Raw genomic sequence first — 12,854 nt, 5'->3', positions numbered from 1 at the left:
GAGTATGAAAGTGCCGGGTCTGTCATCGCCTCACTGGAAGCCAGGGACCACATGAGCAGTCAATTCGTTGAAGCCTCCACCTCCGATAACCCTGACCCGCTTCCGAGCTGGCAGGACGGCACGCCGAAACAGGCCATCAGGCAATTCGTCGAACGCGCGACGACTGAGGGAAGTCCGGACGAAATCGCACCGGAAGACCGGATCGCAGTCTTCGACAACGACGGAACTCTGTGGTGTGAGAAGCCGATGCCGATCCAACTCGACTTCATCTTGCGCCGCCTCGTCGAGATGACCAACCAGGATCCGACTCTTCGCAACCGTCAACCGTGGCAGGCGGCCTTCGAGCAGGACTACGCCTGGTTGAACGATGTGATCTCGAAGCACTATCGCGGCGACGACAGCGCACTGAAGGTGCTCGCGGCCGGTGTCCTGGCGGCATTCGCCGAAGTCACAGTCGACGAATTCGAAACCCACGCCGATACCTACCTGCGCACTGCTTCGCATCCCACTCTCGATCGCAAATATTTGCACTGCAGCTATTCGCCCATGGTGGAGTTGCTCGATTACCTTGCGGCGAAAGGCTTCTCCAACTACATAGTCTCTGGCGGCGGACGTGATTTCATGCGGCCGATCAGTCAGGAGGTCTACGGCATCCACCGAGATCGCGTCATCGGCAGCGGCGTGGCATTGACGTGGAAGGACGACGGCCACAGCGGCACGATCCTTCGTCAGCCCCAAACCGATGTCGTCGACGACGGGCCGGCCAAGCCCGTACAGATATGGAACCGAATCGGCCGACGACCTGTCATCGCGGCCGGAAACAGCAACGGTGACCTACCGATGTTGCAGTTCGCCGAACACCCGAACATTCCGGCACTTCGTCTTCTGGTGCTCCATGACGATCCGGAACGCGAGTTCGACTACGTGGACGGAGCCGAGCAAGCACTCGACGCCTCGCGCGCAAACGGGTGGACAGTGGTGAGCATCAAAAACGACTGGAAGACAGTCTTCGAACCACTCGCCGAATGACAGTATGGACGTGTGACCCTCGATGATGTCGCCGACGAACTCTACGGCCTCGACCCCGGCGAGTTCGTCGAGGCGCGTACAAAGCATGTGAAGGCTGCCCGGGAGGACAACGACCGCACACTGGCCGCGGAGATCGGAAAACTTCGGAAGCCAACCACCGTGGGATGGTTGGTCAATCTCATTTCGCGCAATCTATCCGAAGATCTGGATGCACTTCTCGCGCTTGGCGAATCGCTACGCGACGCCCAACGCCATCTCTCAGGTCAGGACTTGCGACGGCTGACGACACAGAGGCAGCAGGTGGTGCGAAGTCTCGCCCACAAATCCGGTGAGATCGCGGCTTCGCGTGGAAAGAATGCCGGTGAGGATGCGTTACGTGATGTCGCGCAGACCCTCAATGCCGCCCTGTCCGACGAGGAGACTGCCGCGCAGGTCCGACTCGGACGAGTTGTGACCGCTGCCAGTTACAGCGGTTTCGGGCCGGCGGGACTTGCTGTAGTGGAGGAGGATTCCGTACACGATGCCCCTGCGATCCACACCGAAGACAGCGCTCCGGCCAAATCCACTGCTCCGGATCACAAGGCCGAACAAGCCAAGGCGAAAGCAGAATTGACGGAAGCCAGGGCAGACCTCGAGAAAATCCGACGACGGGTCAAGGCCGAGACCGCCCAGTTCGAGGATGCCAGGTCAAAGCTGTCCGACCTCGACCGCCGCATCGAAGAACTCCGCGCCGATCTCGAACACGCAGAACAGGAACGACAGTTCGCCAAGAACACCGAGAAGGCTGCCGGCGTCGCGGTTCGAGAGTCCGAGGATGAGCTTCGCGAAGCCGAGCGCCGGGTCGACGAAGCAGAAGAGGGCCTTGACGAGACGGAATGAGTTGCACGTTCGGAGATCTTGACCTCTACAGCAGTTCCCCCGGATACAGCCACGATCGACATCAGCGGTTACAACATGACGGGCAGCCGTAAGTTTCACAATGTCGCGGAGAACGGGCGGATCGCGTTTGTCGTGGACGACATCGCATCTGTAGATCCATGGCGGGTCAGGTGTGTCGAAATCCGTGGACGGGCAGAGGCTTTGGATGTTACGGGTGCTGGTGCGCATGGTCTCGACGCACCGATCATCCGTATCCACCCCGAACGCATCATCAGCTTCGGCCTCGACGACAAAGAACTGGACGTCCACCAGTTGGTCGTGAACGGACGTGACGTCTGAATGCCCGAATCGAATTGATCAGCCTGCGGCGGCTTCGAGTTCACTCAGTGATTCCTCGAGGTGGCCCAGGAGCCGCTGCAGGTGCGGAACATTGCGGCGGCAGCCGACGAGACCGAACTGCATGGTGTCCGCGTAGCCGATGACAGTGATGTTCATTGCCTGCCCGTCCAACGGAATCGATGCCGGATAACAGCTCTCGAGCTTCGCGCCATTCCAGTATCGCGTCGTCGTCGGGCCGGGGACGTTGGAAATCACCAGATTGAAGACTGGGCGCCCAGTGATCAGTCGGGATGAACCAGGGATCAGCGGCAACCCGAGGCCCGCGACGTTCAATGCACTGAGCGCCGTGATCTGAAGGGGCGTCAGTCCCGACATCAGGGACTTGGCGCTACTCATCGAGTCGTGAACTCTCTGAAGTCTGGCCGCCGGATCCGCCAATTCGGTTGCCAGATCACACAACACCGCACCAACAGCATTGCCGGAAGCCTCACCCTCATCGCCTTTACGAAGTGATACCGGCACCATCGCGATCAACGGTTTGTCCGGCAACTCGTCCAGTTCGATCAAGTAACGCCGCAGCGCGCCCGCGCACATAGCCAACACCGCATCGTTGAGCGTCACGTCTGCAACGCAACTGACCTTGCGCAGGCGCTCGATCGGCCACGACTGCGCGGCGACACGCCTCGCGCCGGTGATCGGGACGTTGAAGATCGATTTCGGAGCAGCGAACGGTAACGGTGCGACGTGGTCCTTCACCGCCGAGGCAGCGGCGTTCACAATCGCTGGGCCCACCCCGACCACATCTTGCACGGTCTCGATCACGGAGCCCATCCGCCTCTGCAGGTCCAGCCCGCGACTGGCTCGAACCCGCCCCGAAGAAGGTCGCTGCGCCCACGGAGGCATCGATTCTCGATCGAGCGGGTCCGACGAGAGGCTGCGGTACCACGCCTGAACAGCAGACACACCATCCATGAGTGCATGGTGCGTCTTCATGTACACGGCAACTCGGCCGTCGGCGAGACCTTCGATCACGTACGCCTCCCACAGCGGCCGGTGCCGATCGAGCAGCGTGCCGTGGAGCATGGAGGTCAGCTCGAGCAACTCGCGGACTCGACCCGGCTTGGGCAGCGCGAGCAACCGGACGTGATACTCGAGATCGACGTCTGCGTCCTCCGTCCAACGCACCGGCGCGAAGTTCGACAAGAACTGCACCGGCTTGCGACGGAAGAGGGGGCGAATCGAGTCGACGTCGGTGAGCGAACGGTAGAGCGACCTGGCGAATTCGCCGTCGTCCCCTTCCGGCGGAACGAAAAGCGACAGGCCACCGACGTGCATGGGATGCTCCCTCGATTCCATCAGAAGGAACATCGAGTCGAGCGGCAGCATCAGCGTCATGGCGATCCGTTCTCTCGGGCAGCTGCCCGGAGTACCGATCAGCCGCTGTTCGACAAAGTTACTCGCCCTGACTTCCCTCGTTGGCGACTCCGACAAAACATTGCCCCCTCGATTCGACAGGAGTCCGATATTCCCGTCGACGAACGCCTTTTCGGGTCGAAGCACCTCACAGCGATTCGTGGGTGAATGACGAGACACAGAGCACTGCAACAAATTTCAATCCTCACAGCCACAAGTAGTAGCGAAGGCGATCGCAGTAATACTTTTGTCGGAATTGTTTCAAATTGTCTGTACATCCAAGTCACACGTGACTACCGTCACTCATCATCACAATCCCGACTGGTCGGTTGTACCCAAAGGAGAAATACATGTCCCGACGTTCGACGTCGCGTGGGCTTTTCGGCGCACTCGCCACCGCAACTGTGTTCGCCACCGTCACAGCGGTGGGAAGCCTGTCAGCAAGCATTGCAGGAGCCGCCCCGGCAGCGGAGATCCCCTTCGGCGGTTGGGATTCATGTCCGATCGACAATCCCGAGACCAGCACCTGTATGGACGTCACGGTTACCGGCGGAAACATGAAGATCGGCAAGCTTTCCGTCGGCATTCCCGCCGGGGCGATGCGCATCGCAGGCGGAGTTGCCTACCGAGAAAATCCAGAGGCTGAATTCGGATTCGACCAAGTCTTCATCCCACCGAACGACAACAGTCGGGGGATCTACGCCGAACCTATCGACATCCCCGGGGGCGCACTCGGAATCGACCTACCATTCAACAATCTCTTCGGACTGAACAAGGCCTCGGCCACCGTCGAGTCGACGTCTGCACTCCCCACCGTGGATGCATTTCAGCTTGGCGTGAAGCTACCCGTCAAATTGAAGATCGCGAACCCTCTCCTCGGCGGCAAATGCTACCTGGGCTCGGACAGCAACCCCGTTCAACTCAACTTGGATGTGACCGAATACGGCGTCCTCGAAGAGGTTCCAGGTTTCCCGGATACTGCCGTCGTTCGAAACACCGGGCACACCGGACAGCCCTTCGCCGTCCCGACAGCTTCCGGATGTGGCCCGTTCGGCGTTCTGAATCCAATCGTCAACTGGCGCGCCGGGCTTCCCTCGTCCACCACGTCCAACTCCCTCACCACGACGAGTGACGTCTACAACATCGGTGCCGACAGCCTCAGGCCACAGCCGGCCGGCTCACCCGAACCTGCTGCCGTCGCCGCCGAACGTAGCGCCAAGTAAGTAGGTCGGACTTCATTCATCGCCGGCTTCGGTGGCGTCGAGTAACGCACCGAGGGCGCGGTGGAGCTCGGCCAGTTCCCGCCCACCGGTTTTCGTCAGCACTTCCGTATTCTTTGCATCCAATTGGCGGACAATGTCTTTAGCGAGTTCTATGACTCGTTTCCCCTCGTCACTGAGATCGAGGCAAACGGCTCTCGCATCGCGACTGTCTCGTTCGCTGACAACAAACCCGCTCTTCTCCAACGCTCGCACGAGCTTGGATATGTAGATTCGCTGCAACCCTGTGTGCGCGGCGAGTTCTCGCTGACTAGGCCTCTCCCCCGCACTCACCAGACCATGGAGAGACGCGAGCACCGAATACTGGGCGTGGGTCAACCCGAGGTGCGCGATCGCTCGGTCAACCCCCGCCCGCCAGCGCAAGCCAAGGTGCCACACCAGCGACCCCGTCGTCCATATTTCTCGATCTTGCATTCAAATAGAATACATGGCTACTATCTAAATTAGGGTACATGGAAACTATTTGAGGAGTCGCAATGCCCACAATTCCCGTGCTCGACTCGACTGTGGCCTACCGCTCGTGCGGAGACGGAACACCCTTCGTACTTATCCACGGGAACCCCACATCCTCCTACCTGTGGCGAAACATCCTCCCGCAGATAGGAAATCTCGGCCAAGCGCTTGCCCCTGACCTCATCGGAATGGGCGCGTCGGGCAAACCGCCAATCGACTACGGTTTTCTCGACACCGCCCGTTACCTCGACGCATGGTTCGACCAGATGGAGCTCGACGACGTCGTACTCGTCGGACACGACTGGGGCGGGGCACTTGCACTGGACTGGGCTGCCCGCCATCCCGAACGCGTTCGAGGTGTTGCCTTCTTCGAAACGATCCTCCGTCCGATGACCTGGGACGAGCACTTCCCGGGAGACGCACGAGCGCGGGTCGAGGCCCTGAGAGCTCCCGGCATCGGCGAGACCAAGGTACTCGACGAAAACTTCTTCCTCGAAATTGCGCTTCACAGAACAGTTCTCGGAGAACTGTCCGAAACCGATGCTGAAACCTATCGCGCCCCTTACCCCTCGCCGGAGAGTCGCCGGCCCCTTCTCGAGTGGCCACGGTCCTTCCCCGTCGAAGGAAGTCCCGGCGACGTGAATGCACGAGTGGCGGCGTACAGCGATTGGCTCGCAGAAAGCAGCGAGGTACCCAAACTCCTTCTCACCTTCAGCGGCCCCGCCGAACTTCTCATGATCGGACCTGACGAAGTCGCGTGGAGCCGATCGAATATCGCAAACCTCGAGGTGAAACAGTGCGGTCCCGCAGGACATCTCGCCCCCGAGGATCAGCCTGCGGCCATCGCGGCGGCGATCACCGAATGGACACAGCGGCAACACTGCTTCAGCCGCGACTGAAGTGGGACCGTCGCCACGTTCTCTGAGCGCCGGTTTCCCCGACCCATGCGGTAGCGATCCAGACGGTGCTCCGAAATATGGGACCGACACCACCTCCGCCGGATTTGTCCGATATAACTAACTGGCGAGTACGCCGGTTGGGACGAGGTCGAGAACGAGGGGGCGTGTGTGGTGAACGAGGACGGGTTGGGGCGAACGTCGGGATCGGGGGCTCCACACCGGGTGGGCGGCTTTCTTTATCACCGCAACGGCGACCGGTGGGAGTGGTCGGACGAAGTCGCACGGATTCACGGATACGAACCCGACCAAGTGGCTCCGACGACGGAATTGATGCTCGCGCACAAGCATCCCGACGACCGAAGACACGTTGCCCAGACACTCCATGCCATCCGCACTTCAGGCGGCCCGTTCAGCAGCCGCCACCGCATTATCGACACCGCAGGGGACACTCACTCGGTAATCGTCGTCGGCGACAGCGTCGTGGACGAGTCGGGTGCTGTGGTCGGCAGCTCAGGCTTCTACATCGACGTCACCGAAACCCTGGACAGCACGGTGAAAGCATCTGTCGACGTGCTGGTCAACGAAATCACTGCTTCTCGCGGGGTGATCGAGCAAGCCAAAGGCATGCTCATGGTGATCTACGGAATCTCTGCCGATCGAGCTTTCGACATCCTCGTGTGGCGTTCGCAGGAGACCAACGTGAAACTCAGGGATGTTGCCGAGCAGTTGATAGTTCGCACGCTGGACGATTTCCGGGTCCCGACACTTCTGCGGACCCGGTTCGATCACTTGCTGTTACAGGGTTGAACTTCTAACCCGGCTGAACCACGAACTGGGAGATGCTTAAGGCGGTTCCCGTGGCTGGCTGCTCAACCTCGAGGAACCTCGCCCGCATTGATTCCGGGACGGTCCGATGCGGCCTATCCCCGTTGTTACCCAACGCGGAGTAAAAGGAAACTACTTGTCGTCAGACTTCTTCTCGGAGGTCTCCTCGACCAGTTCAGGCGCCTGTTCTCGAGTTGCCATTCCGCCGTCGCCGCCCTTGTCCACGGGCCCTGGGTGCCCACCCTTGGGCGACTGGTCGTTGTTGTCTTTCTCGGTCATGCGGTCATCCCCGTCATTTGGTCCTGTCAGTCATACGGCGTGCGGCCTTTCAGGAGCCTCGGCCCGCCTCCCTCTCAATCTAACGCTCTCAGCACTTCCCGCAACCCTCACCGGTTTTGTTTGCATTTCAGCGCTTTCGGGCAGGTGACTGCGAACAGCATTTCCGCGATGAGAGGTCGATCCCAGTGCGCGCAGTGACTTGGCAAGGCAAACGAAAAGTAAGCGTCGATACGGTTCCGGACCCGAAGATCGTCGAACCCAGTGACGCGATCATCAAGGTCACCACGACGAATATCTGCGGATCCGATCTGCACCTGTACGAGACTCTGGGTGCGTTCATGAATGCCGGCGACATTCTCGGTCATGAACCGATGGGCATCGTCGAAGAAGTCGGCTCGGAAGTCACGAATCTCGAGATAGGCGACCGCGTCGTGATCCCGTTCCAGATCTCGTGTGGCAACTGTTTCATGTGTGATTCGAGCCTCTACACACAGTGCGAGACGACTCAGGTCCGCGATCAGGGAACGGGCGCAGCGTTGTTCGGCTTCTCCGAGCTGTACGGCTCGGTGCCAGGCGGGCAGGCCGAGTACCTTCGAGTACCGCAAGCACATTTCACACACATCAAAGTTCCCGAAGGTCCCGCGGATTCGCGATTCGTCTACCTCTCCGACGTGCTTCCCACAGCCTGGCAGTCGGTTGAATACGCCGACATCCCGCCGGGTGGGTCCGTGACCATCCTCGGTCTCGGACCGATCGGTGACATGGCGGCCCGCATCGCTCACCACAAGGGATTTCGAGTAATCGGCGTGGACCGTGTACCCGAACGCCTTGCACGCCTTGCCGAACGCGGGATCGAAACCCTCAATCTCGACGACTACGGCAGCAAGATCGGTGACGCAGTCAGAGATGCGACGAACGGCCGTGGAACCGATTCGGTGATCGATGCTGTCGGAATGGAAGCTCACGGGTCTCCGATCGGAAAGCTCGCGCAGCAGTTCGTCGGACTCCTTCCCGATGCTCTTGCCGCGCCTGCGATGCGTAACGCAGGAATCGATCGACTCGGTGCGGTCTATTCGGCCATCGACATCGTTCGGCGCGGGGGGACGATTTCTCTGATCGGTGTATACGGCGGCATGGTTGATCCACTGCCGCTGATGACTATGTTCGACAAGCAGATTCAGCTCAGGATGGGTCAGGCGAACGTCAAGAAGTGGGTAGACGACATCATGCCTTTGCTCACTGATGACGACCCACTCGGCGTCGACACCTTTTCCACTCATCAGCTGCCGCTCGATCAGGCGCCACACGCCTACGAGATCTTTCAGAAAAAGCAGGAAGGCGCGGTCAAGATCCAACTGAAACCGCACGGGTAATAATCAGCACCGATTCCATCCACGTTCGACAGAAAGAAACTGAAACCGAAATGGCTCGCGAACTCACCGTCTCCGACAGCGTCGTCGTCAATGTCGACGCGCTTTCTCTCTACGAGCTCATCAGCGATCCCACTCGCATGGGCGACTGGAGTCCCGAAAACCTGGGAGCTACCTTGCGGGGAGACCGCGAAAGCGCTTTCCTGGGTATGGAGTTCGACGGGCACAACAAACGTGGGCGCGCGCAGTGGACCACAAGATGCACCGTCACCGCTGCCGACACCGGGAAACTGTTCGAATTCCGTGTTCACAAGATCGGCCTTGCCACGCCACGAATCTCTGCCGCTATTGCAACCTGGCGGTACCGATTTCAGCCCGTCCCCGGTGGAACCCGAGTTACCGAAACGTGGATCGACGACAGACGGGGCTGGCCGGATTTTGCGGCCGACATATTCGACAAAGTTGCCACCGGCGGAAAGACGTTCGCCGACTTTCAGCGCGGCAACATCCGCAAGACGCTGCTGAACATCAAGAGCGCCGTTGAGCAGGAGGTATCCGGCATCGAAGGCAGCACCGGCTGACCGACCGGCACAGCTTGTGGCAGTTTCTGCCACTTTTGGTACAGTGCGGATATGGCAACAGCCCGCCGCACTGCACTACTTCTCCGCGTCTCGCAGAGTTGCGCTGCCGCTTTCGTCGAACGCGGCGACACTTCGACGACCATCGCGGAGCTCGCCGAACGGGCAGAAATCTCCGAGCGCACCTTCTATCGCTGCTTTGCCACCAAGGAAGAGAGCATCTGGCCGATGCTCGACGAGGGAAACCGCAGTCTTGCCACCGCCCTCAGCGCGCAATCCCGCGAATACGGACTCTCAGCGGCAGTGAAGACGGCCTTTATCGCATCGGTCGGCGAGTCCTTCGAGCCGATGACTCGGTCACTGATGCCCATCATCTTCGGCGACGCGGCGCTCCGGAGAGTTTGGGAATCAGCAACTTTCGAGACGATGGAACTGATCCGCCCAGAAGTTGCACGTCTGATCGATCGGCCAGAAGGCTCGCTCGACACGACAGCGGCTTCGGGCCAGGCAACACTGGCGGTAGTGGCCGCACTGCGCGAGATGGCAGACCTCCGGACCCCCGCACCCAAGGCCATCACCCGCGCGCTCGGCGCGTTCTCGAAGCCATATCTCGCAACACCAACAGGTTAGGAACAATCATGACTCAGGATCTCTCCGGAAAAATCGTTCTCGTCACTGGCGGCGCACGCGGCCTGGGCGAAGCGTTTGCGCGCGGCATCGTCGCGGGTAACGGCCGCGTCGTCATCGGCGACCTACTCGACGACGACGGCCGAGCAGTGGCCGAATCTCTCGGCGACGCAGCACGTTACGTTCACCTCGACGTCACCGATCCGACGTCTTGGAAGTCCGCCGCCGAGTACGCGGTATCCGAATTCGGCGCGATCAACGGTTTGGTCAACAATGCCGGAATCTCGGCTTCCGGCCAGACGGTCGCCGAAGAACCGCTCGAGACGTTCCAACGCATCATCCAGATCAACCTGGTGTCCGTACACACCGGTATCCACACGGTGGTGCCGTTCATGAAGGCAGCAGGCGGCGGATCCATCGTGAACATCTCCTCGGCCGCCGGCCTGATGGGCATGGCTCTGACCAGCGGTTACGGCGCAGCCAAGTGGGGCGTGCGTGGGCTGAGCAAGATCGCCGCCGTCGAACTCGGTCGCGACAAGATTCGGGTTAACTCCGTACACCCCGGCATGGTCCTCACCCCCATGACTGCGCCGACGGGCATCAGCCTCGAAGAGGGCGCATTCCCCAACAATCCGTATCGCCGTGTCGGTCGCCCGGAGGAGTTGGTCGGTGCGGTCACCTACCTACTTTCCGACGATGCCTCGTACACAACAGGTTCCGAGATCGCCGTCGACGGTGGTTGGACCGCCGGACCGTCGATCGAATACATCGCCGGCCAGTAAGGCAGGGATCCGTTCCCGCCTGAACCTGCGCATTCCGAACGTCCTCAGGTAGACACCAACGTCTCCCTGATTGCATTCGGAGAACTCAACTTTCGCAGGCGCTGCAGCGCACGATGCAGGTCGAGTGACACCTGGTCGGTCGTACGGGCGAGCGATGTTGCCGTCGCCTCACTGTCGAGGCCGACGATCAACCGCAACACCAGGACATCGCGTTCGACAACCGGGAGCGCTGTTGGAGGCGGGAGCGGCCCACTGCTGAACCGGTCGGATGCCGCCCGAGCAATCGCGACGCTTGTACTCACGTACAGCAGGCGCAGGAAAGGCTGATTCGCCGCCGATCCGTCACAAACTGCCGTGAGAACAGAGATGCATGCAGCATCCGCGGCGGAGTCGGAGACGGCCCGATCAAGCTCGGCGCGGCACCGCAGCACAACCATCGGGCGAAACACTGCGTACAAATCGGTCATGGCTTCATCGCTACCGCTCCGTGCCGCGGCGGCCAACATCTCGAGCGAGCCTTCCTGCAACATGGGCTTACAATCTCTCTCGACCCGAAATTCGTCGTGTAGCCGGGGGATCAGCTGGATCCGAACAGTCCGGCGAAGGGGTTCACTGTCGGCGCGGGTGCCTGATCTTGCCCGCCTTGCCATTGGTTCTGATTGCCCCAGTCGTTGCCCTGATTCCAGTTACCACCCTGGTTCCAGCCGCCGTTTCCACCACGGTCCCAATCGTGCGAGTGATCGCCCCCCTGATCTCCGTACCAACTGTTATCGGCCTGTGTTACATCATGATTCACAGTATCTGCCGAGGCCGGTGCGGCGAGCACGGCAATGGGTACGGTCAATACCGCACCCGTCACCGCGAGCTTGGTCCAGAAGTACTTCCTACGTTGTTCCGGTGCGGATAGTCGTGTCATGATCGATCCCTTCTCCGAAGATTTCTCCAGACTCTCTCTGGCTGTCCCGAACGGGGCACACACCAGTGAAGTCCTGCATCCTGGCCGTCCACTGGCACAACCCTGGCAGATTCCTGGCAGGGCTGATTTCAAACCGAACGCCTTGCACTACATAATGTTCCGACGCTGCCTCGTGGTTGTTCGCGCCCCAGTTCCGACCGTTCCGTTCCAGGCGGCAAGGGGTCGCTCGGGCGTAAAGTCGAGAGGGTTCGGCTCAGTCGTCCAGAGCGGAAGGACACCCAGAAAATGCGGAGCGATGGAGATACGTGGGACATCGTCAGCAGCGTCGGACTCACCGCGCTTGCAGTGGCGACCTTCCGCGCATTGGAAAGCGCCCGCTCGGACGCGATCATCGAAGACAAGTTCGCATCGTGGTTCGTAGAAGCTGCAGCGGAGCCGCATTTCACAGCTCTTCTGAAAGATCCGGCACTCCTCGACGACACACCCTTCGGCGGTTTCATGGGATTGCGAACCAGGTTCTTCGACGAATTCTTCTTGTCGTCAACCGAATCCGGAGTAAAGCAGGCGGTAATCGTTGCGGCGGGGTTGGATTCGCGTGCGTACCGGCTGGATTGGAACTCAGAATCCACAGTGTTCGAAGTAGATCAACCAAAGGTACTGGAGTTCAAAGCCGAAGTGCTCGCGGCGCGCGACGCCCAGCCGAAAACTGATCGACGCACTGTGCCTACGGATCTGCGCAACGACTGGCCGGCTGCGCTCGCGGAGGCCGGTTTCGATCCGAAGGAACCTACTGCATGGTCCGCAGAAGGCCTGCTCGCTTATCTCCCCGGCCCGGCCCACGACGCCCTGTTCGAGCGGATCGACGAACTCTCGGCCACTGGTAGTCGGTTGGCAGTGAACGACTTTCCGGCCGGCACGGACCCGAAGAAGCTGGCGACCATCAGATCCAAGTACTTTGCCGAGAACCCGTTCGGAGACCTGGACATTTCGCAACTGTTCTACAGCGACAAACGATCCGATCCCGGCCGGTGGCTCACTGAACACAATTGGACCGTCCGACGCTTCAGCTCGGTGGGGTTGGCAGATCTGTACGATCGCCGGATTCCTGATCTCCCCGAAGAGATCGCCGCACTGTCGACGCAGCCTTCTTTCCTGGCCGCGACCAAGAACTAACTCGGGCAGTCC

16 protein-coding genes are annotated in these 12,854 nt (G+C 60.3%); 11 read left to right on the top strand and 5 right to left on the bottom strand.

All coding sequences use genetic code 11. The features are described from left to right. The first annotated feature begins 51 nt into the window (after nt 1-51). The 3 genes from RA302_RS05835 to RA302_RS05825 are packed head-to-tail and all read left to right on the top strand — an operon-like array spanning nt 52 to nt 2,247. Entirely contained in the window at nt 52-1,029 is a 978-nt protein-coding gene (locus RA302_RS05835; protein ID WP_166501924.1) for an HAD family hydrolase, read from the top strand. 12 nt (nt 1,030-1,041) lie between these two features. Then, complete coding sequence (locus RA302_RS05830; RefSeq protein ID WP_019747212.1) at nt 1,042-1,908, top strand: hypothetical protein; 867 nt, start codon at nt 1,042-1,044, stop codon at nt 1,906-1,908. 18 nt (nt 1,909-1,926) lie between these two features. After that, the gene (locus RA302_RS05825) at nt 1,927-2,247 is read left to right on the top strand and encodes a PPOX class F420-dependent oxidoreductase (RefSeq protein ID WP_225320299.1); all 321 of its coding nucleotides are present in this window, start codon (nt 1,927-1,929) and stop codon (nt 2,245-2,247) included. A gap of 18 nt (nt 2,248-2,265) precedes the next feature. Here the strand turns inward: RA302_RS05825 and RA302_RS05820 are convergent, their stop codons facing one another. Beyond that, nucleotides 2,266-3,642 (bottom strand): wax ester/triacylglycerol synthase family O-acyltransferase, encoded by a 1,377-nt coding sequence (locus tag RA302_RS05820; RefSeq protein ID WP_046378056.1) that lies wholly within the window; start codon nt 3,640-3,642, stop codon nt 2,266-2,268. 368 nt (nt 3,643-4,010) lie between these two features. On the opposite strand from RA302_RS05820, the gene RA302_RS05815 reads away from it, so the two are divergent. Further along, nucleotides 4,011-4,883 (top strand): hypothetical protein, encoded by an 873-nt coding sequence (locus RA302_RS05815; RefSeq protein ID WP_042950976.1) that lies wholly within the window; start codon nt 4,011-4,013, stop codon nt 4,881-4,883. A gap of 12 nt (nt 4,884-4,895) precedes the next feature. Here RA302_RS05815 and RA302_RS05810 read toward each other — a convergent pair whose 3' ends face one another. After that, complete coding sequence (locus tag RA302_RS05810) at nt 4,896-5,354, bottom strand: MarR family transcriptional regulator (protein WP_020906474.1); 459 nt, start codon at nt 5,352-5,354, stop codon at nt 4,896-4,898. Nucleotides 5,355-5,416: 62 nt separating this feature from the next. On the opposite strand from RA302_RS05810, the gene RA302_RS05805 reads away from it, so the two are divergent. Together RA302_RS05805 and RA302_RS05800 are read left to right on the top strand one after the other, a co-directional pair. Continuing rightward, nucleotides 5,417-6,292: a haloalkane dehalogenase gene (locus RA302_RS05805; protein WP_060938310.1), complete on the top strand. Its 876-nt coding sequence runs from the start codon at nt 5,417-5,419 to the stop codon at nt 6,290-6,292. Between the two features lie 168 nt (nt 6,293-6,460). Further along, a complete protein-coding gene (locus RA302_RS05800) occupies nt 6,461-7,099 on the top strand; it encodes a PAS and ANTAR domain-containing protein (RefSeq protein ID WP_019747203.1) in 639 nt (212 codons plus the stop codon). A 150-nt stretch (nt 7,100-7,249) separates the two neighbouring features. On the opposite strand, the gene RA302_RS05795 is transcribed toward RA302_RS05800, so the two are convergent. Continuing rightward, nucleotides 7,250-7,396, bottom strand: a complete 147-nt coding sequence (locus RA302_RS05795) for a hypothetical protein (RefSeq protein WP_019747202.1) — start codon at nt 7,394-7,396, stop codon at nt 7,250-7,252. A 185-nt stretch (nt 7,397-7,581) separates the two neighbouring features. Here RA302_RS05795 and RA302_RS05790 point away from each other — a divergent pair, with 185 nt between their 5' ends. From RA302_RS05790 to RA302_RS05775, 4 genes are read left to right on the top strand one after another with little or no spacing between them, the layout of a single operon-like run. Next, nucleotides 7,582-8,769 (top strand): zinc-dependent alcohol dehydrogenase, encoded by a 1,188-nt coding sequence (locus tag RA302_RS05790; RefSeq protein WP_019747201.1) that lies wholly within the window; start codon nt 7,582-7,584, stop codon nt 8,767-8,769. Between the two features lie 50 nt (nt 8,770-8,819). Beyond that, nucleotides 8,820-9,347: an SRPBCC family protein gene (locus RA302_RS05785; RefSeq protein ID WP_019747200.1), complete on the top strand. Its 528-nt coding sequence runs from the start codon at nt 8,820-8,822 to the stop codon at nt 9,345-9,347. Nucleotides 9,348-9,398: 51 nt separating this feature from the next. Beyond that, nucleotides 9,399-9,974: a TetR/AcrR family transcriptional regulator gene (locus RA302_RS05780; RefSeq protein WP_019747199.1), complete on the top strand. Its 576-nt coding sequence runs from the start codon at nt 9,399-9,401 to the stop codon at nt 9,972-9,974. Nucleotides 9,975-9,982: 8 nt separating this feature from the next. Next, nucleotides 9,983-10,753 carry a glucose 1-dehydrogenase gene (locus RA302_RS05775; RefSeq protein ID WP_019747198.1) on the top strand — a complete coding sequence of 257 codons (771 nt, stop codon included), beginning with the start codon at nt 9,983-9,985 and terminating at the stop codon, nt 10,751-10,753. Nucleotides 10,754-10,797: 44 nt separating this feature from the next. Here the strand turns inward: RA302_RS05775 and RA302_RS05770 are convergent, their stop codons facing one another. Both RA302_RS05770 and RA302_RS05765 read right to left on the bottom strand, forming a co-directional pair. Further along, nucleotides 10,798-11,283, bottom strand: coding sequence for an RNA polymerase subunit sigma (locus tag RA302_RS05770; protein WP_019747197.1), 486 nt, complete (start codon nt 11,281-11,283; stop codon nt 10,798-10,800). A 47-nt stretch (nt 11,284-11,330) separates the two neighbouring features. Next, the gene (locus RA302_RS05765) at nt 11,331-11,669 is read right to left on the bottom strand and encodes a hypothetical protein (protein ID WP_021333190.1); all 339 of its coding nucleotides are present in this window, start codon (nt 11,667-11,669) and stop codon (nt 11,331-11,333) included. A gap of 285 nt (nt 11,670-11,954) precedes the next feature. Here RA302_RS05765 and RA302_RS05760 point away from each other — a divergent pair, with 285 nt between their 5' ends. Beyond that, nucleotides 11,955-12,842: an SAM-dependent methyltransferase gene (locus RA302_RS05760; protein WP_020968642.1), complete on the top strand. Its 888-nt coding sequence runs from the start codon at nt 11,955-11,957 to the stop codon at nt 12,840-12,842. The last annotated feature ends 12 nt before the right edge of the window (nt 12,843-12,854 follow it).

Origin of the sequence: Rhodococcus sp. DN22, assembly GCF_036669995.1 — a bacterium.
In the GTDB taxonomy this organism is placed as follows: Bacteria; Actinomycetota; Actinomycetes; order Mycobacteriales; family Mycobacteriaceae; genus Rhodococcus_F; species Rhodococcus_F erythropolis.
Note: the sequence above shows the minus strand (reverse complement) of the source record. Positions and strands in the feature narration are given on the sequence as shown.

Coding starts and splice junctions, on each gene's coding strand:
- RA302_RS05820 (WP_046378056.1), bottom strand. CDS start 3,642: ATGACGCTGATGCTGCCGCTCGACTCGATGTTCCTTCTGATGGAATCG.
- RA302_RS05805 (WP_060938310.1), top strand. CDS start 5,417: ATGCCCACAATTCCCGTGCTCGACTCGACTGTGGCCTACCGCTCGTGC.
- RA302_RS05810 (WP_020906474.1), bottom strand. CDS start 5,354: ATGCAAGATCGAGAAATATGGACGACGGGGTCGCTGGTGTGGCACCTT.
- RA302_RS05765 (WP_021333190.1), bottom strand. CDS start 11,669: ATGACACGACTATCCGCACCGGAACAACGTAGGAAGTACTTCTGGACC.
- RA302_RS05760 (WP_020968642.1), top strand. CDS start 11,955: ATGCGGAGCGATGGAGATACGTGGGACATCGTCAGCAGCGTCGGACTC.
- RA302_RS05785 (WP_019747200.1), top strand. CDS start 8,820: ATGGCTCGCGAACTCACCGTCTCCGACAGCGTCGTCGTCAATGTCGAC.
- RA302_RS05770 (WP_019747197.1), bottom strand. CDS start 11,283: ATGTTGCAGGAAGGCTCGCTCGAGATGTTGGCCGCCGCGGCACGGAGC.
- RA302_RS05815 (WP_042950976.1), top strand. CDS start 4,011: ATGTCCCGACGTTCGACGTCGCGTGGGCTTTTCGGCGCACTCGCCACC.
- RA302_RS05775 (WP_019747198.1), top strand. CDS start 9,983: ATGACTCAGGATCTCTCCGGAAAAATCGTTCTCGTCACTGGCGGCGCA.
- RA302_RS05780 (WP_019747199.1), top strand. CDS start 9,399: ATGGCAACAGCCCGCCGCACTGCACTACTTCTCCGCGTCTCGCAGAGT.
- RA302_RS05795 (WP_019747202.1), bottom strand. CDS start 7,396: ATGACCGAGAAAGACAACAACGACCAGTCGCCCAAGGGTGGGCACCCA.
- RA302_RS05835 (WP_166501924.1), top strand. CDS start 52: ATGAGCAGTCAATTCGTTGAAGCCTCCACCTCCGATAACCCTGACCCG.